This window comes from Spiroplasma endosymbiont of Colias croceus (assembly GCF_964020095.1).
Classification (GTDB): Bacteria; Bacillota_I; Bacilli_A; order Mycoplasmatales; family VBWQ01; genus Spiroplasma_E.
In genome coordinates this window covers 107,396-129,529 of record NZ_OZ026536.1, presented here as the reverse complement: position 1 = coordinate 129,529, position 22,134 = coordinate 107,396, and the positions used below count along the sequence as shown (strand labels likewise).

Sequence of the window (22,134 nt, the reverse complement as noted above, 5' to 3'; positions counted from 1 at the left end):
AATTTTAAGACAAATTTAAATATTATTGACAACATCGGTACGCTCACTAAATTATTAGCATCTATAAAAATACAAAAAACTTTATATTTTGTTTCATCTGTATAATTAACTTGATATTTTACTAAATAAATGTATGACATATTTATTTTTCTCCTTTTAATTTTTTATTGTGTTATGATATTGTTAATGAGGTATGTATTTATATATAAAACCCCCTATTTTTTAAATAATACAAATGTAATTATTAATATAGATTAATGGGTTCTTTACTGAGCCATAATAAGGCTATTCAAATTAATCTATAATTACATTAAGCGATACAGTTTAACATTTTAACTTGCTTAACATTAAATGCTCTTTTATTCTGATATAGAAGTATTTACATAAAGTACTCACTATTAGACTTCTACGACAGTTTTATGAAGTTTTAATCTTTTAACAAAAAAAGAACGATAGTTATATCGTTCTTTGTTATTCATTTATGAATCCAAGGGTTAAAGTGATGCGCCCTTTGACAACCGCCCAACAAATAATCCAATAATACCTTCATGATAAAAAGTAATGCCTAAATATTAGGCATTACTTTTTATTGCAATTAAATTATTTTGTTTTTATTTTTTATAACTAAAATTTCATACTTTTTTTATATAAGAATAAGAATAAGAATTTTAATTAAGTTATAATTAAAATATGAAATTTGATTAAACATTAGAATAATGATTTAATATATTTTAATTAAAATATAGTTATTATTGTCAATTATTTAGTATTAAGAGAGGGAAACATATATGAATCAAGATTTGCAAAAACTTTTCCATGAAATGGATTTTAATGATGTTAATAATGAATTTAATCATGCTACTATTAAAAAAGTACAATATTTTCATCATAATCAACAAGTAATAATTACCATCAACTTACCTAATTTTCTAACAACTACTACTTTAAAAAGTTTTGAACAACATTTTGAAAAATTACCTGTTTCGAATATTAGTGTCGATTTTAATGTTTCCCTTACTGCTGATGAATCAACTGTATTAACATATTTTCATTATATTAAAACTCATAAGTTGCAACTATTAGCTGGCATTTATTATTCTTTACCCGACTCAGCAATTAATTATAAAAATAATATTATTACCATTACTATTCATAATAGTATTGAAGAAAAATTAATAACTAATGAATTTTTACAATTTATTAACTACTTTCAACAATATGGTTTTAAAAAAATTCAATTAAAAACTAAAATAAATAAAGCAGAGCAATCATTTATTAGTTATGAAAATGAATCTAAAGCAGAAATTAGCAAAATTACTAACAATTTAAAAACTAAAATTCCTAACAACAATATAAGTAAAAATTTTAATACAACTACTTATCGCAAAAAAGCAAAAGTTAATTTAGAAATAACAGACCCAACTCATAGCATTAAAGATATCATTGGCGATGAACCCAATATTATTATTAGTGGTAAAGTTTTTAAAATTAATAAATTTTTAACTAAAACTCAAAAATGATTTTATTCATTTTGAATTACTGATTATAGTGATGCAATTACTTGCAAAGCATTTATTAATAGCGATCAACCAGATGAGAAATTTGATAATATTAAAGTTGATGATTGAATAAAAATTAATGCTAATAGTCGTTATGATAATTATAGTAAAGAACAAGTACTATGAATTGATGATTTAATTATTGATTTAAATAATAAAAATACTAACAATAATGATGATGCTAAAACTAAAAGAATTGAATTTCATACTCATACTAAAATGAGTGCTATGGATGGTATTACTTCAGCAAGTGATTATATTAATCAAGTAGCTAAATGAGGACACCAAGCAATTGGTTTTACTGATCACTTAAATGTACAAGCATACCCAGATATTGCTAATGCCGCTAAAAAACATCCAAACTTAAAAGTAATGTATGGTGTTGAAATGGATTTAATCCCCAATAATATTAGTATTACTAAAAATAATATTAATACACCATTATTAGATTTAGAATACATTGTTCTTGACTTAGAAACAACTGGTTTATCAACCAATTACCACGAAATTATTGAATTTGGTTATACAATTGTTAAAGACAATATGATTTTAAAACAAGATACAATTTTAATTAAACCGAATAATCCCGTACCTGAACATATTACTGAACTTACTAGTATTACCAATGTTATGTTAAAAGATAAACAAACATTACAACAAATATTGCCAACAATTATTGAAATAATTGGCAATAAAACAATAGTTGCTCATAATGCTAACTTTGACTTTGGTTTTTTACAAGCAGCAATGAAACAATTGGGTTTTATGCCTTTAAATAATCCTGTCATTGATACTTTGCAATTATCTAGAGCAATTCTACCACAACTAAAATATTATCGATTAGGTACTATTTGTCGTACTTATGGCATTAAATATGATGATGAAATTGCCCACCGTGCTGATTATGATGCTAATGTATTAGCACAAGTATTTTTAAAAATGTTACAACAATTAAAAATAGAATTTAATTGTATTAATTTACAAGAAATTAATAACTTAATTAATGAACAAATTAATTTTAAACTTCGTGGTGAACATATTACTATTTTTGCAAAAAATCAATTAGGATTAAAAGATTTATATCAATTAGTTTCACTATCTCATACAAAGTATTTTTATAAAACACCAAAAATCATATCAGAAGCAATTAATGAAAATAGAAAAGAATTATTAATTGGTAGTAGTTGTATAAATGGTGCTGTTTTTGAAACAGCATTAAATAAAAGTGAAGAAGAACTAATTAAAATAATGAAATGATTTGATTTTATTGAAATCCAACCACCTGCTGTTTATAAACACTTAATACAGTTAGGAAATATTACTAAAGAACAATTACATGATACTATTAAAAAAATTATTAATAATGCTCTTAAATTAAATAAATTAGTAATTGCTAGTAGCGATGCCCACTATTTACATCCCCATGAAAAAATGTATCGTGATGTTATTATTAATAGTAAAGCAATTGGTGGTTTGTTACACCCATTATTTGATCGTAAAGGTAAAGTTACATCATATCCCGATCAACATTTAAGAACTACTAATCAAATGTTAACAGAATTTAACTTTTTAGATGACCCTAATTTAATTAATGATATTGTTATTAATAATCCTTTGCACTTAGCAAAACAATTTGAAATGGTTAAACCAATTAAAGATGGCTTATTTACACCAAGTATTGTTAATGTTGATACTAAATTACGTAATCTTTGTTATGAACAAGCATGAAATCGTTACGGTAATCCATTACCAACATATGTAGAAAAACGTTTAACTCGCGAATTAGATGCAATTATTACTCATGGTTTTGCTGTTGTTTATTGAATTGCACACAAATTAGTAGAAAAATCTTTACAAGATGGTTATCTTGTTGGTAGTCGTGGCTCAGTTGGTTCATCTTTAGTAGCTACTTTTGCTAATATTACTGAGGTTAACCCACTACAACCACACTATTTATGCCCACAATGTAAAACTAGTGAATTTATTAGTAATGGTTCTTATAAGTGTGGTTATGATTTACCAAAAAAAATATGTTCACAATGCAATATTGATTTAATTACTGATGGTCATGATATTCCTTTTGAAACATTCTTAGGATTTGATGGTGATAAAACACCTGATATTGATTTAAACTTTTCTGGTGAATATCAAAATAAAGCTCATGATTTTACTAAAGAAATGTTTGGTGAAGAAAATGTTTTTCGTGCTGGAACAATTTCAACAATTGCCAATAAAACAGCTTATGGTTATGTTAAAGCTTATGCAGAAAAAATTGGTCAATCAGATATGCGTGCAGCAAAACTAGAGTTACTAAGTCAAGGATGTGTTGGTATTAAAAGAACAACTGGTCAACATCCTGGTGGTATTATTGTTGTACCAAAAGAATATAATATTAACGATTTTACACCAATTAATTTTCCAGCTGATGATACTAGTTCTACATGAAAAACTACCCACTTTGATTTTAATGCTATTCATGATAATTTATTAAAATTAGATATTCTAGGTCACGTTGATCCAACAGCATTAAAAATGTTAGAAAATTTAACTGGTATTGATCCAAAAACTATTCCTAATCAAGATGAAAAAGTTTTATCATTATTTTCTAATTTAAGTGCCTTAAATATTACTAGTGATGATTTACTTGGCGAAAAAACAGGAGCAATTGGTATCCCTGAATTTGGTACTGGTTTTGTTCGTAAAATGTTAAGTGATACATTACCTACTTCATTTTCTGAATTAGTACAAATATCTGGTTTATCACATGGTACTGATGTTTGATTAAATAATGCTGATGAATTAATTTCACAACAAGGTTTAAAACTAAAAGATGTAATTGGTTGTCGTGATGATATTATGACTTATTTAGTATATCAAGGATTACCAGCAAAAATTGCCTTTAACATTATGGAAGATGTCCGTAAAGGAAAAGGCATTAAACAAGAATATGAAAAGTTAATGCAAGAAAAGAAAGTTCCTAATTGATACATTCAATCTTGCAAAAAAATTAAATATATGTTTCCTAAAGCACACGCTACTGCTTATGTATTAATGGCATGAAGAGTAGCTTGATTTAAAGTTTATTATCCCCATGAATATTATGCTACTTATTTTACAACAAGATGTGAAATTTTTGATATTAAAACTATGTTACAAGGCATTGGTGCTATTACTAATAAATTAAAAGATATTAATAACAGATTAAGAAAAAATGATGGTCAAAAAAATACAGTTACTACTAAAGAAAAAGATTTAATCCCATTATTAGAAGTAGCATTAGAAATGAATGCTAGAAATATTAAATTTAGCAATATTAGTTTAGAACATTCTGATGCTAAATTTTTTCAAGTTAAAATAATAAATGGTGAAAAACAAATTCTACCACCTTTTATTACTTTAGATGGATTGGGTGAAATTGTGGCTAATTCAATTGTTAAAGCAAGGAGTGAACAAGCAATTACTTCAAAAAATGATTTACAACTACGAACTAATATTACTAAAACTAATTATCAACTATTAAATGAGTTAGGAGTATTAGAACATTTAGAAGAAAATACACAATTAATGTTAGAATTATAATACAAAGAAAAAAGAAAAGATGTGGGATTATTATGTATAAATTAAGTAACAAAGCCAACTTTTATATACGTTTATCTGCATTAATAATGATAATTTTATTTTTAATTATTGATTTAATTAGTGCAATATATTATCCAATGGAAAAATTTGAAGATTTAGGATATGGTGAACGAGTAAGTAACTACTATGCTTTTTTTACTACTGAGAGTAATTATATGGTTGTTATTTATTTTTGTGTTTATTTATTTGATTCTTATTTTCGTGGTACTAAACCAAGTTTTCAAACTCGATTAGCAGTAACTGTTTATATTACTATTACGATGTTAGTATTTTGAATAGGTATTTTTACTGCTGAGCAAGATCCAAAACAATACAGTGCTTATAATTGAATTGCAACATTAATTTTACACTTATTAATGCCAATAATTATGATTACTAGCTTTATTGTTACATCAGGTCATCAATATATTAATATGAAACAACAACATAAAATATATTTATGATTAATTGTTATTTATCCAGCAATTTATTGTATTGTTATTCTAATTAGAGGTCATTTACGTTATTTAGATTTTATAGAAACTGGTCATCCACCAAGAGATACATGATATTCATATTTTTTCTTTGATTATTCAAATGGTGAATATGGATGATTAATCGCTGCTAGTGCCGTTGTTTTTGTTTTTGGTTTAGTTTTCAGTTTACAATATTTTTATATTTGAATTAATAACTTAATGTTCAAACGTTATCAAACTTCTGAACATCGTTTATATGATTTTTATCAAAAAATATTACGTCAACTTAATAAAAAAAAGAAAAGCAAAATTAAAAAGAAAAGAAAAAAGTAAAAATTTAAAACATATCTTATATTCCTTACATGATAAATATTATTGATATAATTAAATAAAAAAGAAAAGTTAGGTGATTGTAATTGAAAATTAACTTGAAAACAATGTTAAAATATGGACAAATTAACAAATACGCAATCCCAAGTTTTAACTTTGATAATTTAGAAATGTTAATTGCAATTAATAATGCAGCCGAAAAACAAAAAGCACCAATATGTTTAATGATAACACCTAACACTATTAATTGTATTGATTTAAAATATGTACTTGCTATTACTAACAATGGGGTGAGTAAAGTTAATAGTTATAATTTAATTTTCTTTAAATAAAAGACAACTTTAAATTATTAATTGTTGGTTTAATTATATACCTTTTTATAAATTTATTCAAGTATTTTAGTGTTTTATTTTTATTAATATAATTTAAAAATTCCTAACTATTTAGGTTTAGATTTATTAAGTTTTAAAATATTAAAAGACATATTCCGTAATTAAATTTTTTAAAAGTCAATTAATAATTTTAAAATTTATTTTATAATTTTGTTATTAACAATAAATTTAGAAAAGTGTTGATAAAAATGATTTTTGAAAATTTAAAAAAATTAAAAAATGAAGAATTTTATAGATATTTTGGTATAAAACGTTTTCATTTTAATGAAATGTTAGAAAAATTAATTGAAATAGAAAAATTAGAAAAAAATAAAGGTCGAAAAAATAAACTTTCAGTAGAAGAAAGATTAATGATGACTTTATTATACTGAAAAGAATATTATACTTTTTTTCAAATGAGTATTAAATCTAAAATGAGCCCATCAAGTTGTTTTCGAAATATTACTTGAGTAGAAAATAAACTTAGTAACCACAAAGATTACCAATTTTTAAAAGAAAGATATAAATTAAAAATTGATAAAAAACAAGAAAATTCAAATGAATTTCAATTTTATTTAATTGATTCAACTGAGATTGAAATTGAAAGACCAACTAAAAAAAACTACAGTTAGAATATTTTTCTGGTAAAAGTTGAATGTATTCTATAAAATTTCAAATTGTATATGATTTTTTTAATAAAAAAATTGTTGATATTTTTGCTGATAATGGTAAAGTGCATGATTTTCAAATATTAAAAAATTCAAATCTTGAATTTTCAGAAAAAACAATAATTATTGGTGATTTAGGATATCAAGGTATACAAAATATTTATAAAAATACAATAATACCAATTAAAAGAACTAAAAATAAAAAATTAACTAAACAAGAAAGAAAATACAATAAGATTGTATCTAAAATTAGAATTAAAGTTGAACATGTCTTTGCTTGATTGAAAAGATTCAAAATTTTAGTAAATAAATGTAGAAAATCTAAATTTAGACTTATGTACTTAAGATTTAACTTACTTTGTGAAATTTTTAATAAAATAAAACCATTAAAATAAAAAAAATATTAAAAATATTTTTTTAAAATTTAAATTTTTATCGAGTTAATATAAAAATATTATTAACAATTTTTTGTTTAAAATGTAAACTCATTTTTTAAACTATTTTTTCAAAAAATATTTATTTCTATATTCAATAACACTAAATAGTTTTAAAACAATTTTATTGACAATTAATTAAATTTAATTACGGAATATGTCCATTGTATCTAAAATTAGAATTAAAGTTGAACATGTCTTTGCTTGATTGAAAAGATTCAAAATTTTAGTAAATAAATGTAGAAAATCTAAATTTAGACTTATGTACTTAAGATTTAACTTACTTTGTGAAATTTTTAATAAAATAAAACCATTAAAATAAAAAAAATATTAAAAATATTGAGGCTTTTATGTAATCTGTGTATCTTTGTTTTACAAAGTACTAGTTTAGATTAATTCTATCTTCAAATTTTATCATAAAATGAGCAATTGCTGTATTTCAATTTTGAATGGGCATTGTTCATTTTTTTGTTATATTTTCAATTGCTAAATAAAATATTTTAAAAACTGCCATATCATTAGGAAAAACTTTTTTATTTCTGATAACTTTTCGTAATTGACTATTTACAGATTCAATAGCATTTGTTGTATAAATAACTCTTTTGATTTCTGTAGGATAACTAATAAAAACCATTAAATTATCTCAATTTTTATATCAAGATTTAGCAATTTGAGGATATTGTTTATTTCACTTATTTTCAAAGGATTCTAAAGCCTGCATTGCTTGTTCTTCACTACATGCAGTATAAATTGGTTTTAAATCTGCAACTAGAGATTTTCTATGCTTATATGAGACATATTTCAAACTATTTCTAATTTGATGAACTATGCATAATTGATGTTCTGTTTTAAGATAAACTGATTGTATTGCTTCTGACATGCCTGTTAAATTATCACTGCAGGCAATAAGAATATCATTTAAGCCACGATTTTTCATTTCTGTTAAATTTGCTAATCAAAATTTAGCACCTTCATTTTCACTAATTCATAAACCTAAAACATCTTTTTTACCTTCTAAATCAACTCCTAAAGCTATATAAACTGATTTATTAATAATCCTTTTATCTTGTCGTACTTTCACTACTATGCAATCAAAATAAACAATCGGATAGACACTTTCTAATGGTCGATTTTGCCATGCTTTTACATCATCAATAACATCATCAGTAATTTGACTAATAACACTTTCACTAATATCAGCACCATGATATAACTCTTGTAATTGCATTCTAATATCTGATAATGTCATACCTTTTGCATATAAAGAAAGAACTTGTTGATCAAAACCATCAAATCTTCTTTGTCTTTTTGCAACTATTATAGGATTAAAATTACTATTGCGATCTCGTGGTACATCAATCTCAATTTTACCTTGTTGAGTTATTATTTTTTTTGAACTTATACCATTACGAGCATTGTCACTATTACTATGTTGATTCTTTTCATATCCCAAATAATTTTGCATCTCAGAATTCAACATTTTTTCTACTAATCTTTTTGTTAATTCTTTATACAATCCTCCCTCTTTAAAAACTGTTGTTAAATCTTCAGTATTTTCTAATAATAAATCTACTGCTTTTGATATTGGATCATTATTATTAATATTTTGCTTTTTAGCCATCTGTAACTCACTCTTTCTAGTCATTTAATTATATTTACTAGAATTAATTAAACATAGTTATTTTTGTAAGTTACACAGATTACTAAACATTACCAAAATATTTTTTTAAAATTTAAATTTTTATCGAGTTAATATAAAAATATTATTAACAATTTTTTGTTTAAAATGTAAACTCATTTTTTAAACTATTTTTTCAAAAAATATTTATTTCTATATTCAATAACACTAAATAGTTTTAAAACAATTTTATTGACAATTAATTAAATTTAATTACGGAATATGTCCTATGTATAAGTCACCCGCTTTTTGTTTTTGATTACTTACATTAATTTTTCCTTGTGCATCACTAAAATATTTAATAGTTGGATTTGTTAAATTTGGATTTAATGATTTAAGTTCATTAGTACTTTTTATTTCTGTATTTAATTCATTGTTATTGTTATTAACATTTGCAGTAATATTTGTTGTTAAAACTGTAATTTTAGTTTTTAAATCAGTTTTTTCTGTTTTAATAATTCCACATAACATTCAACGTGATGTTGTTTCATTATTAGAAATATATGGTATTGCTTCTCCAACAACTTCACCAGCAACTTTATATGCTCTTCCTGCTTTATCATCTTTAATAAAATCTACATAAATAACTGTATTTTCTATCATATATCTTTTCATCGCTCTTGGTGTTGCTAAAATAAAGGTCATTAATTGTTGTTCATTTTTATCATTAGTAAAAATCATATAATCATCAAGAACGATTTCACATAATACACCTTTTACATATAAATTATTTCCATTTAATCTTAATTGTTGTGCTATTTGGTTATCAGTAATTAAACCTTTATTATCTGCTAAATAAACTAAACTATCATAAAGACCATTAGTAATAAAAAATTTACTATTTGCAATGTTTCTAAATTGAAACAAAGTATTTCAAGCAGATAACATTGATTTTAAATATCCTACTGGTGTTGTATCTTCAATATCGATTTTAGTAGCAAATTTTGCAATTGCTTGTGTATCATCAATTGCCAATTTATCTGCTAAATCATTTGCAACTTCATATTGCATACTATCTAATAAATTTTGTCCATTATTTGCTTTTAAATCTACATCTGCAATAATTTCTCCTGCAAGATATTTTTTAGTTATTTTTTTACTAATTTTATCTGTATCAACATATGGTAATTGATATCTTTTACTTTTATCATCTCAAGCAATAATTTTTACTTCTGGTTTTTTTGGTTTTTTAACAATAAACTCAATATTTACTAGACATATTCCGTAATTAAATTTTTTAAAAGTCAATTAATAATTTTAAAATTTATTTTATAATTTTGTTATTAACAATAAATTTAGAAAAGTGTTGATAAAAATGATTTTTGAAAATTTAAAAAAATTAAAAAATGAAGAATTTTATAGATATTTTGGTATAAAACGTTTTCATTTTAATGAAATGTTAGAAAAATTAATTGAAATAGAAAAATTAGAAAAAAATAAAGGTCGAAAAAATAAACTTTCAGTAGAAGAAAGATTAATGATGACTTTATTATACTGAAAAGAATATTATACTTTTTTTCAAATGAGTATTAAATCTAAAATGAGCCCATCAAGTTGTTTTCGAAATATTACTTGAGTAGAAAATAAACTTAGTAACCACAAAGATTACCAATTTTTAAAAGAAAGATATAAATTAAAAATTGATAAAAAACAAGAAAATTCAAATGAATTTCAATTTTATTTAATTGATTCAACTGAGATTGAAATTGAAAGACCAACTAAAAAAAACTACAGTTAGAATATTTTTCTGGTAAAAGTTGAATGTATTCTATAAAATTTCAAATTGTATATGATTTTTTTAATAAAAAAATTGTTGATATTTTTGCTGATAATGGTAAAGTGCATGATTTTCAAATATTAAAAAATTCAAATCTTGAATTTTCAGAAAAAACAATAATTATTGGTGATTTAGGATATCAAGGTATACAAAATATTTATAAAAATACAATAATACCAATTAAAAGAACTAAAAATAAAAAATTAACTAAACAAGAAAGAAAATACAATAAGATTGTATCTAAAATTAGAATTAAAGTTGAACATGTCTTTGCTTGATTGAAAAGATTCAAAATTTTAGTAAATAAATGTAGAAAATCTAAATTTAGACTTATGTACTTAAGATTTAACTTACTTTGTGAAATTTTTAATAAAATAAAACCATTAAAATAAAAAAAATATTAAAAATATTTTTTTAAAATTTAAATTTTTATCGAGTTAATATAAAAATATTATTAACAATTTTTTGTTTAAAATGTAAACTCATTTTTTAAACTATTTTTTCAAAAAATATTTATTTCTATATTCAATAACACTAAATAGTTTTAAAACAATTTTATTGACAATTAATTAAATTTAATTACGGAATATGTCCTATATATAAATTACAAGAAAAATTTGAAAAATTAGAAAAACAAGCATTTGAAAAAATTAATAAATTAAAAGAAAAAGCAACTGACTTATTTACTAGTGCAGAAAAACGAGCAATTAAACACGCACAATTAATTCTATTAAATTCACCAGTATTTATAGGTTGTAAAGTTCAACCTTTGTCATTAGATAAATGTGCAATTACTATTTATCATCGCAATCCTAAATATAAACCAATTACAGTTGTTGATAGTATTCTTAAAGCAAAAACTTTTGTTACTCAAATACATCCATTTCATTGATATCGTTGATATAGTGGTTGATACATTGGTTATGGTGTTAATCGTAATAAATGATTAAAAGCAATAGCATTTGCTCCACCAGTTGTTCAACAAATAATTAAAGATAGTTTTAAAGTATATAGAGAAATATTTAGAACTATTAGAACTTATCATAAAGTAGTAAATGTTATTAATAATCCTATTGAAAATATTAACAAATCATTTAAAAATGTTGGTTTGAAGTTTTCAGTAAATACTTTATTTGGTACAGGATTATTACATCATTTAGAAAAGTTTGCATATAGTCAAGTTATAGCAAAAGGTAAGAAAAAATTAAAAAAAGGTAAAAATAAAATACAAAAAGAAATTGAACATATAACACATAAAAAAACAAAAAAACATACTCATCATTATAAACAAGCATTTTTTAAGGAATGATAAATTATGATTAATAAACTTTGAACTGGTGTCAATCTAGAAAATTATAATAACTGATATCCATTAACTGGAAAAATTACAGAAACCCCACCACAATATATCAATACATGACCAAATGTTAATGATTGATTTAAAACTTTTGCTATTCGCGCGCAAAATGATATTAATGCTTATCTTGATTTTATTTTATCTAAATTTCCTTTTGATAGTTTTAAAGATGAATTAATTAAAGAAACATTAAGGGATATGGTTTATGTAATGGTTGAACATTGAGTATTTAATCGTACACCAATTGAATTTAATGTTGATGCTACTATTCAGTTTAATAATGGTAGTCAATTTAGTGCAAATAGTACTCCTACAATTAATGTTTGAGATTTAGCACCAAGTAGAATGAAAATATGAGCAAGATTAACAGAATTAAAACAAATATTTTCAAGTTATAATAATGATGAAATAGATGTTGAAAAAATTGATTTAAAAGCATTTTATACTAGAAATCAAGTTGATGAATTAATTGAACAACAAAAAGAATTTACATTATCAAAACAAATTAAATTATATGATGATTTAGTTGATGATAATGAAAATGGAATATATAGAGGTCCTGTTAGTAAATTTGTTAATAAAGGTTATGTTGCAACTGATTATGATAAAGAAACTGAAACAATGATTTTAGATTGACCTGATGAAATTGGTACATTACCACCCGAAGCATTACAAAATAATCCACAAATTGGTGATTATACACATGCACCAACTTGTGATTTTTCTGCTAAACAACAAAAACGAATTACTACAAATGAAAATACTATTAAATTATTAGAAACTAAAGTTGATAATAATATCAAATTATTAGAAAATAAAATTGAAATTAATAAACAAAATATTGATGATATTAAAAATAATTGATTTAATATTGAAACTAGTCCATTATGAAAAGAAATATCAAATGAACTTTCAACTGATAATTTAAATAAAGAAATATTAGTAATATGAGGTTATATTTATGAAAGTGATATTTATAAATATAAATATACTAGAAAATCTATATTTAAATTAGATGAAGAATCTGCAATAAAATCATATACTCTATTAGATACTTTTTATTCAGATGAAATTAATAATATTAGATTATATTTAACTTGCAGTAATTATAAAATTCGTGCAAGTGTTACACCTGGAACATATTACTCAGGTTTTATTTCTAATATATATCAATATATAAGTACTGGAACACCAACTGAATTTATAGCAGAAGAAAAAGCTGAACGTGAATACTATACAAAACAAGAAACTAATAATTTATTAGATAAAAAACAAGATAAATTAACTGCTGGTGAAAATATTAAGATTGAAAATAATGTTATTAGTGCTACAGCTGGTAAAGCTGATTTATCTGATTATTATAAAAAAGAAGAAGTAGATAAAAAAATAAAAGATGTAAAGTCACAATTTCCTATTGCATTTCAAATAAATGCTGTAAGTCAAGAAATTCCTAATTTAGAAACTACTGATAAAACTATTGCCGGTGCTATTAATGAATTAAAAGAAAAAATAAAAGATAAAAAATTTTCAAATGATTATTTTAAATATAATACTGAAACAAATGAAATTGCATTACATGATGATGAAAACTCATTACTTTGTAGAGATTTATTAGAAAATAATGAATATAAATTATTAAAAACTCAAAATAAAAAATTATTACAAGCAATTAATGAAATATTAGAAAAACAACCACAACCAAGTCCAAGTGGTTCAAATTGAAAAGAAGTAGGAGAAGTTATAACAGATAAAAATAATAATAATCAAAATTTTATAAAATATATATTTAAAGATAAAAAACATTATAGAATATATTATAGTTTTGGTGATTATACTAGTAAAGAAAATAATAAAAATTATAGTTGACAAATAATTAATTTTTATTATCAATTAGATACAAGCGTTGTAAAAAGTAGTTTATGAATAGCAAATAATAACAATAACCAACAAACTGAAATTAATATTTATAACAATAGAATAATGTGGGGTATGGGTAGAGACTATATTTTTAAAAAATTAGAAGAATTACAGGAATAATATTATGTTTTTTAAAATTATAAAAATTATTTTAGGTTTAATAGGAGTTTTATTATCTTCTGCGGTTGCTGGTTTAATTATATTTATTATTGTAAAAATTGTATTAAAAATTAATCAAATATTTTAGAAAGGTGGTGAATATTATGTTAAATCCATTTAAGAGAAAAGAAAAAAGTAATATTAGTGATAATCAAAATGAAAAAGTAAAATTTTTAACTAATAAAAATAAAAGTACTCATGCTTCTATTTTAAATTATTTTGGTTTTAATGATTTTAATCATGAAACTTATTTTACTGATTTTGTAGCAGAAAATAATGCTAATTTATATAATGCTCCATTAGATATTAATAATGAAACTATTAAACAATATTTAATTCAACAAGAATTTTATAGAAAAAATTGAAATTCTATTTTTAAGTTAAGTAAATTAGGGATTAGTGGTTATTTAATTTTTATTGCTAATGATGATTTATATTTTCAAGTAGTTGATATACAACAAAGAGTTTATGATATTACCGGTAAATTAATTCAATGTACTATTTTTTATGATAGTTATGAACAAAATGCACAAATGGTAAGATTATTTGAAATTTATACATTAAATAATGAACAAATAACAATTAATCGTGCAATTTATAGTATTAGTGATAATAAAAAACAATTTCCATTAGATTTTAAATCATACATTAATAATCCTAATTTAGCACAAGAACAAATACTAAATATTAACTATATACCAATACCAATTATGCGAAATAAAGCAAATGAATTAGCAGATTGTGATAAAGTAATGAATAAAATTAAAGCATTAGATGTTATTTATGAACAAATTGTTTTAGATACTATTTTAAACTCACCTAAATTTATTTTTAATCAAACTTATGGGAACGTTCAATCAGCATTAGAAGAAGCAGTAAGAACTTTGGTTACTAAAAACTACATATTTAAAAGTGGTGGAGATAATAACGAACAAAACGAAAATATCAATATGACAAGTAGCAACTTTAAAGGTAAGAATTTAACTGATATATATGATTGAAATGTTAATGAAATATTTAAACGTTGTGGTATTCATATACCAAGTCAAAAAAAATCTGCACAACAATCAGTTCCCGAAAGTACAGCAGTAAATATTTCAACTATTAATTATATTGAACAAAAGTTATGACAATTTAATATTGATATTCTTAAATTTATTCAAATATTAGTTAGAATTGATAAAGATTTATTAAATAGTAAAACATTTAATATTAATGATGAACAAGAAATTAATAACTTAACAGTTAAGTTAAAATTATTTAATCCCGAAAATAACCAATTAATAGGAGAAAACAATGGAAAACAACAACAAACCACAAACGAAGTTTCCACAGAAACAAACTAAACTTAATCAAGCAGAAGTAGAAAATGATTATTTAATTGATAATATTCCTTATGATTTTACAAATATGATGGGTGCTACTAGTGACCCTGATATTAATAGAGCATATGATGAATTTAAAAAAAGAACAATTTATATTTATGAAATTGAACGTTTATTTAAAAATAATGAAAATAATAGTTTAAAATTTTCAGCAAACACTATTAAAATAGGTTTTATTGATATTGAAAAAGTATTAAAAACTACTGCTGTTGAAACATCTGATTTTACTATGCAATTAAATCAAAGAGCAAGTACAAATATTAATGATAATACTATTGAATATAGTATGACTGATATTAAAAATTTAATATTTCAAGAAATAAATTTATTAAATCAATTTAAATTATATGCAGTATCTATTAATGAACCTTTAACTGAAAATAATATTGATAATTTATATATAATTAATAATTATTCTCAACCTTATCAAAATCCAAAAACAAGAAGTACTAAAAGTATTACTATTATTAAAATTAAAGATTTTAAAACAAGAGATGGTTATCCAATCATTATTAAATTACAAAAACCATTAGACAAAGATACCAAAGTTATTGGTTTAAAAATTAAAGCGCCTAGAAGCCTGATTTTTGGCAATATAAAGGTACTTGGTGAAGTTGACAATATGGAAGTATACCCAAAGTTATTTGTTAAAGATAAGATAGCATTTCCACTATTATCAATGCCTATTGAAACTCAACCAAAAGTTAGAATATTACAACAATGATTTAGTGAACAAATATTACCTTGAAATTTAGCAAAACAATTTATAGGACAAGAAAAATCAGTTTTAGACTTAATTAAAATTAGTACTGGTACTGTCACAAGAAAAGAAGTTATTAATAATGCAAGAGTAACTGATACTTGACTAGGTTGAGAAATGGGTGCTGTTTGAGATGGTAATTGACCATTAAAACACGAAATACATTTAGAAGATAAAAAAGTTTTATCTTATAGTAATGAGGGATGATATGTTTATCTTGCAACCAATAATAGATTTAAAAGTATAGCAATTGAAATACAAGATGCAGCAACAATCGATAGTTTACAACAATTATTATTAGATATGCTAAGTTATACATATAATTATAATAGGAATTTTAATGGTGCAGAGATGATAAAGGTAAAGCAAAAAATAAAATGGCAGAATTACGTGATACATTTTCTGGACAAAAACCGGATGAAATAATTACTAACTTATTTAAACAATGAGAGTTTGAATATCCAAATTATATAACTTTACCACAAATACAAATATTTAAACAAGTATTTATTATGTTATCAAAATATATTTATTCATCATTATCAATTAATAAAGGATTAAACGATGATAATAAAATATTATTACCTTATTATTTCGAATTAAAATCAAGTCCTATAAAACCAAGTGATAAAGAAATTTGAAAATTCAAAGATGTAAAAGTAGTGTTAAAATCTGAGTATTTTGACTTTACAGATATTAATAATATTAAATTAAAAAATAATGATATTAGCCAAAATGAATTATTTAAATTAGATGATAATCAATTTAACTGATTATCTATAACTAATGAACTTGAAAGCAATAATATTCCGTCATTAATTCCTGCTGATTGAACATTAAGTAATGGTGAATATGGTAAATATTTTACAAAAACAATTATTAATAAAGATAAAATTAAAGATATATTAAATTTATATGGTTCAAATAAATCTCAATTATTTTCAAAACTAGAATTTTATAAAGAAATTTCACAAATTGATAATATTAATGAATTTGAATTACAAATTGAAAATCCGATTAATAATTTAAATCGGATTGAAATTAGTGGTATATTTGGTGCTGGTAATTATGATTTAATTTTAAAAACTGATAAACAAGAAATAAACTTAAATAATATTAATTTATTTGATAAATATAATGAAAATATTTCATATATAAATATTGAAATTTAATTATCAAAATATCCATCAGGATATTGACCATTTCATTTTATATCATCTTTAAATGTTGGCTTAATACCAAAATATAAATCTATTTTATTTTCATCATATAAATTTTTAGTTTCTCATATTGTTGTTCCAACCCCCCCAGTAGACTGTATAGTCATGTCCTAAATATGACTTATAATTATAAGTTTTATAATATGACATTATACTTAATAATAATGCGGTTATAACAGCACTTCATAATATTATTTTTTTATAATTTGTTTTAATTCATTTTTTAAAATTTTTTATTTCTTTTCTTTTTTCTTCTTTTTTATTTTCTACATTTTTTATTATTTCTTTGCTATCTTGCATTTTAATTACTCCTTTTTTTCCTTGATTTTACTTATAAATTGTACTATTTTTCATTATTTTTACAAGTATGCTTTTAAATGAAAAATAAACGCCTAAATGCAAGGCGTTTATTTTGTGAGACCAATAATATTAATGATATTCAACTTGTTTATTATATAGCAAATGTGAAGATGCTTTTTTTCACACTAGCATTATTTTTACCCCTAATTACATTTTTATATGGATACAGTGCATAAAACAGAGCATCATAAGGGTCTTGGTACATATTCTTATCAGGAATGTTAGTTTTTGTTTCATCATAACGTAATTCTTCTAAACATTGAGTAGTTTTTGGTAAATCATCTTTATTTGCATAAAAGTTTCCATAACTCATAATATTTCTCATTCAAACTACTCTATTAGTTAATCCTGCTTCTTGATTTAAATTTGAAGCATGTTTAATAGCAGTTTGTGTTATTAAAATAGTATTATGTTCATCAATTAATTTTTGATTTAATCAATCAATTGCTGTTCTAGCTTTATCATCATAAAAATAAATTGCTTGGTCAAAATTTTCAAAATTATCCATTAATCCTAAAATTTCATTAACATAAGCATTAATTTTTTCATTTTCATTAATAAAATCATTTGGAGTAACTATTAATTCACAAATAACATAAGGGTCATAATATCCACTATTATTATATTCTTTAAACCCAACTACCATAAATACAGTATGGTCTTTTGGTCCCGTAGCTCAATCAATACCAACACTATAAAAATCAAATTTATACATATCTTTTTCTTGATTATAAAATTGTTTTAAATCATATGATTGTCAATATTTTACTGTTTTTTGAAATGGGAAAATTGTTGCATCACTATCTAAAAATTCAAAACCATAATAAACAGTATTATATTCATCTTCATTACTTTTTTTCATTTCTAATAATTTTCTTTGTTGGATATCCGGTAACTTATCTCAAAATGGTTTAATAGTAAATCTTAAAACAAATAAACCTAAACTACTAAACATGTCTTTATTTTCATAATAAACTTTGCCAATTTTTTTAAGATTTTTCATTACTTCATTATTTAATGGTAAAAATGGCGTACAGTATTTTAAATAAAATGGATGATATTTATCATAAGGATTGCATGTAAAAGTCATAAAAAAGTTTTTATAAAAATAACGAGTAATCTTTTTTCCAAAAGTAGGGCTATATATATTTTTATCAATAAAAGTTCAATTTCATTCTTTAATTGGTTCATTTGACACTTTAATTCTGTTACTTCTAAACATAGATATTTCTAATCGCTCATAGCGATATGTTAATTCTTTATCAGTAAGTGTTTCTTTTTCTTCTGCCATGATTATTTCATCTGTTCTTGAACCTAAAAAACTTGAACCACCTGCTTCTTTTCCAAAAATCTTATTACCATTAGCATAACCAATAAAGTCAATTTGTTGATTATTAGGAAAAATAATACAACCACCATCCTTAGTTATTTTTCATTTAATACCATGTGGATTATTAGGTAATAAATTAATATGATATGTATCTAATAAAACTTGACAAACATTCATTAAAGCACCAATTGTAGTTTCACTATGAGTATTTTCATATCTTCTTACTTCTTGGACACTACTATCACTAAAATTACAACATATAAATAAATCAAATGCTAAGCAGTTTCAAGTTTTTCTTGTTCCACGTGCTGTTGGTATAAAACGATAAAAACAATTAGTAGTAAAATATTCTGCTCATTCATCACCAACAAATGCTTTAAAAATATCTCAATTAAAACCATAATTATTATCACTAAAATTAAGATTATATTTTTTATTCAGTTGTGCATAACTACTAATAAAAGCCATATTTTACTCCCTAATTTTTATAAACAATACAATTAAATTATTAACAAACAAAATTTAGAAAGGAACATTAAAAATGTTTATATTACCATTTCCTAATCTTTTTGATTGAGACAAACACGATTTTAATCAAGATGAATTAAGTTTAAAACAAACAGAAGAATTATTTGCAAAAAATGATGATTATTTATGAAGTATATGTGATAAATCTGAATATAAATCATATAGATTTAGAAAAAGAAGATTAAAAGCAAAAAAAAGGTTTATTAAATTATAAACGACGTATTTGTACACATTATAACCCAAAAACACAAAAAAAGGAATTTGTTTCATTGTTAGATAATTATCTTGGTGTTAAAAAATATAGTAAACTTGCACCAAATGTTATTAAACAAATTTTAAAATATTTTGCTGATGGTAAAAAGTATCGTGATGTTTGTGATACTTTTATTGAAGATTTAATAAGTACTAGTACAGTTTGTAGAACATATAAAAAATTTGAATTACCAAAAGCTAATATTCCAAAAATACCATTACAACCAAATCAAAATTTATACTTAAATATTGATGATGGACATAGAAAATTTAAGTTTAATGAAAGACACAATACTAAAAATTGTAAAAAATGTTCTATGAGATTATTAGTATTTGGGACGGTAACAAAAACGGAGGATATATTTACTTTTTAAATATTTCTTTAAAATTATAGACAAGAAATAATTGTAATTATATGCAATTGTAAATACATCTTACTACTAAATTAAATTAATTTCAATTAAAATACAAATATTAAAAAATTACTAATAAAATTTAATATTTATACACAACAAAAATTCTTATTAACTTTTAATTTAATAAGTTTTTAAAATTTTAATAAAAAAAATTAATTAAGTTATGTTTTTAAATTTATTTGATTACATTTAAAAATAACCATTTTAATATAAATATTTATGTTATAAGTTCTATTACCAAGCATTTCTTTTAAAATATGTCAAATATTACCTTCTGTAAAACAACCTATATTTCACTTTGCACCTTGATTTTCAATACCTTGTTTATTATTTTTAAAATATTGTTTTTTTAATTTTTTATGGTTTTTTAATATTTCATTCATATATTTTATTAATTCATCATATTGACCATTTTCAATAAAATTTCTACAAATCTTATATTCATCTCAATATTTTCCTTTATTTCCAGCGATTATTCCAACATATAATTTTTTAACTAAATGGAATTTATCTAAAACAAAACTTGCACCTAAATAATCAGCAACTTCTTTAATTCATCCTGCACTATCTCCACAAATAATAATTTTTGCTTGGTCAAAATTTTCAAAAAATCTATTTCCTTGTTCTTTGATAAATTCAGCAGTTTTTTTAACACCAATTGCTGTTTTTGTTGGTCTTATTATTACATCTGCTCTTTTATTAACTAATTTATGATTAACATTATCTGTACAAAATAATACTAAACGCATTGAATATTTAGCAGAATTGCGTTTAAATTTTCAAAATTTTCGATGTCCATCATCAATACTAATATAAATAAATTGATTTGGTTCTAATTTTATTTTAGGAACATCTAATTTATTAACTTGATATTCTTGAAATAATCTACTAATACTTCTTGTACTAAATTTTGTTTGCTTCATAGTATGTAAAATATCAACATATCTTTTTCCATCAGCAAAATGTTCAATAACATTATTTTTGATATCCTGACAAGTTCTTTTATATTTAGGTAATTCTAATTCTTCATCTAATAAACAAACTCTTACTCATTTTTTTAATTGTTCATCATAATATTTATAATCACGACATTTATAAGTAACAAGACCATTGATAGTATTTCTAGTTCTTTCTTTAATTTTAACTGGAATATATTTTCTATCTCTTTCTTTTAATATTCTTCAATCTGTTTTTTCTCATTGATTTTTTATATCGTCTCTAAATGATTGATACATTTTTTTTGTTGCTTCTTTTAAAGTTCATAAATAATTAAAACTCATATTTTTTCTCCTAACTTTTTTTAAATTTTAAATTTATTGTAAATATATTTAAAAAATTAATTTACTTAATTATTATATAAATATATAAGTGTTATTTTAAATAAAATAAAAAATATTTTAAAAAATGCTTTCATATTTAAAATATAATAAACAACTGACACATAATTAATAGTATAAGTCTCATAAAAAAAACGCCTTTAATTTAGGCGTTATTTTGCATTTAAAAGCATACTTGTAAAAATAATCAAAAATAGTACAA

General features: G+C 22.4%; 20 protein-coding genes. 15 read left to right on the top strand and 5 right to left on the bottom strand.

Annotation, left to right across the window (positions count from 1 at the left end; genetic code table 4):
* Positions 1-788: 788 nt before the first annotated feature.
* The 6 genes from AACL24_RS00725 (at position 789) to AACL24_RS00700 (ending at position 7,778) form a co-directional block, all read left to right on the top strand.
* Positions 789-5,138 (top strand): PolC-type DNA polymerase III, encoded by a 4,350-nt coding sequence (locus AACL24_RS00725; RefSeq protein WP_339048022.1) that lies wholly within the window; start codon positions 789-791, stop codon positions 5,136-5,138.
* 32 nt (positions 5,139-5,170) lie between these two features.
* Entirely contained in the window at positions 5,171-5,986 is an 816-nt protein-coding gene (locus AACL24_RS00720; protein ID WP_339048020.1) for a Pr6Pr family membrane protein, read from the top strand.
* A gap of 104 nt (positions 5,987-6,090) precedes the next feature.
* Positions 6,091-6,315, top strand: coding sequence for a class II fructose-bisphosphate aldolase (locus AACL24_RS00715; protein ID WP_339048018.1), 225 nt, complete (start codon positions 6,091-6,093; stop codon positions 6,313-6,315).
* Positions 6,316-6,563: 248 nt separating this feature from the next.
* Positions 6,564-6,986 carry a transposase family protein gene (locus AACL24_RS00710; protein ID WP_339045912.1) on the top strand — a complete coding sequence of 141 codons (423 nt, stop codon included), beginning with the start codon at positions 6,564-6,566 and terminating at the stop codon, positions 6,984-6,986.
* A gap of 23 nt (positions 6,987-7,009) precedes the next feature.
* On the top strand, positions 7,010-7,417 hold the full coding sequence (locus AACL24_RS00705; RefSeq protein ID WP_339045908.1) for a transposase family protein: 408 nt from the start codon (positions 7,010-7,012) through the stop codon (positions 7,415-7,417).
* Positions 7,418-7,613: 196 nt separating this feature from the next.
* Positions 7,614-7,778, top strand: a complete 165-nt coding sequence (locus AACL24_RS00700) for a transposase (protein ID WP_339048015.1) — start codon at positions 7,614-7,616, stop codon at positions 7,776-7,778.
* Between the two features lie 60 nt (positions 7,779-7,838).
* On the opposite strand, the gene AACL24_RS00695 is transcribed toward AACL24_RS00700, so the two are convergent.
* Both AACL24_RS00695 and AACL24_RS00690 read right to left on the bottom strand, forming a co-directional pair.
* Entirely contained in the window at positions 7,839-9,077 is a 1,239-nt protein-coding gene (locus AACL24_RS00695; protein WP_339046650.1) for an IS256 family transposase, read from the bottom strand.
* A gap of 270 nt (positions 9,078-9,347) precedes the next feature.
* The gene (locus AACL24_RS00690; protein ID WP_339048013.1) at positions 9,348-10,382 is read right to left on the bottom strand and encodes a hypothetical protein; all 1,035 of its coding nucleotides are present in this window, start codon (positions 10,380-10,382) and stop codon (positions 9,348-9,350) included.
* 67 nt (positions 10,383-10,449) lie between these two features.
* On the opposite strand from AACL24_RS00690, the gene AACL24_RS00685 reads away from it, so the two are divergent.
* From AACL24_RS00685 to AACL24_RS00655, 7 genes are all read left to right on the top strand, one after another.
* Entirely contained in the window at positions 10,450-10,872 is a 423-nt protein-coding gene (locus AACL24_RS00685; protein WP_339045912.1) for a transposase family protein, read from the top strand.
* 23 nt (positions 10,873-10,895) lie between these two features.
* Positions 10,896-11,303 carry a transposase family protein gene (locus tag AACL24_RS00680; RefSeq protein ID WP_339045908.1) on the top strand — a complete coding sequence of 136 codons (408 nt, stop codon included), beginning with the start codon at positions 10,896-10,898 and terminating at the stop codon, positions 11,301-11,303.
* 377 nt (positions 11,304-11,680) lie between these two features.
* Positions 11,681-12,223: a hypothetical protein gene (locus AACL24_RS00675; protein ID WP_339048011.1), complete on the top strand. Its 543-nt coding sequence runs from the start codon at positions 11,681-11,683 to the stop codon at positions 12,221-12,223.
* A gap of 3 nt (positions 12,224-12,226) precedes the next feature.
* Complete coding sequence (locus AACL24_RS00670; RefSeq protein WP_339048009.1) at positions 12,227-14,305, top strand: hypothetical protein; 2,079 nt, start codon at positions 12,227-12,229, stop codon at positions 14,303-14,305.
* 143 nt (positions 14,306-14,448) lie between these two features.
* Positions 14,449-15,690, top strand: a complete 1,242-nt coding sequence (locus AACL24_RS00665; protein WP_339048007.1) for a hypothetical protein — start codon at positions 14,449-14,451, stop codon at positions 15,688-15,690.
* Positions 15,641-16,915, top strand: a complete 1,275-nt coding sequence (locus AACL24_RS00660) for a hypothetical protein (protein ID WP_339048005.1) — start codon at positions 15,641-15,643, stop codon at positions 16,913-16,915. The genes AACL24_RS00665 and AACL24_RS00660 overlap by 50 nt, the downstream gene beginning before the upstream one ends.
* Entirely contained in the window at positions 16,867-17,661 is a 795-nt protein-coding gene (locus tag AACL24_RS00655) for a hypothetical protein (RefSeq protein ID WP_339048003.1), read from the top strand. The genes AACL24_RS00660 and AACL24_RS00655 overlap by 49 nt, the downstream gene beginning before the upstream one ends.
* On the opposite strand, the gene AACL24_RS00650 is transcribed toward AACL24_RS00655, so the two are convergent.
* Both AACL24_RS00650 and AACL24_RS00645 read right to left on the bottom strand, forming a co-directional pair.
* On the bottom strand, positions 17,658-17,816 hold the full coding sequence (locus AACL24_RS00650; protein WP_339048001.1) for a hypothetical protein: 159 nt from the start codon (positions 17,814-17,816) through the stop codon (positions 17,658-17,660). The two genes, AACL24_RS00655 and AACL24_RS00650, sit on opposite strands and share 4 nt — an antisense overlap.
* A gap of 344 nt (positions 17,817-18,160) precedes the next feature.
* Positions 18,161-19,867, bottom strand: coding sequence for a hypothetical protein (locus AACL24_RS00645; protein WP_339047999.1), 1,707 nt, complete (start codon positions 19,865-19,867; stop codon positions 18,161-18,163).
* A gap of 73 nt (positions 19,868-19,940) precedes the next feature.
* On the opposite strand from AACL24_RS00645, the gene AACL24_RS00640 reads away from it, so the two are divergent.
* Together AACL24_RS00640 and AACL24_RS00635 are read left to right on the top strand one after the other, a co-directional pair.
* The gene (locus tag AACL24_RS00640) at positions 19,941-20,141 is read left to right on the top strand and encodes a hypothetical protein (RefSeq protein WP_339047997.1); all 201 of its coding nucleotides are present in this window, start codon (positions 19,941-19,943) and stop codon (positions 20,139-20,141) included.
* 55 nt (positions 20,142-20,196) lie between these two features.
* Positions 20,197-20,553 (top strand): hypothetical protein, encoded by a 357-nt coding sequence (locus AACL24_RS00635; protein WP_339047994.1) that lies wholly within the window; start codon positions 20,197-20,199, stop codon positions 20,551-20,553.
* Positions 20,554-20,756: 203 nt separating this feature from the next.
* Here AACL24_RS00635 and AACL24_RS00630 read toward each other — a convergent pair whose 3' ends face one another.
* Complete coding sequence (locus AACL24_RS00630; protein WP_339047992.1) at positions 20,757-21,875, bottom strand: Mbov_0401 family ICE element transposase-like protein; 1,119 nt, start codon at positions 21,873-21,875, stop codon at positions 20,757-20,759.
* Positions 21,876-22,134 lie beyond the last annotated feature (259 nt).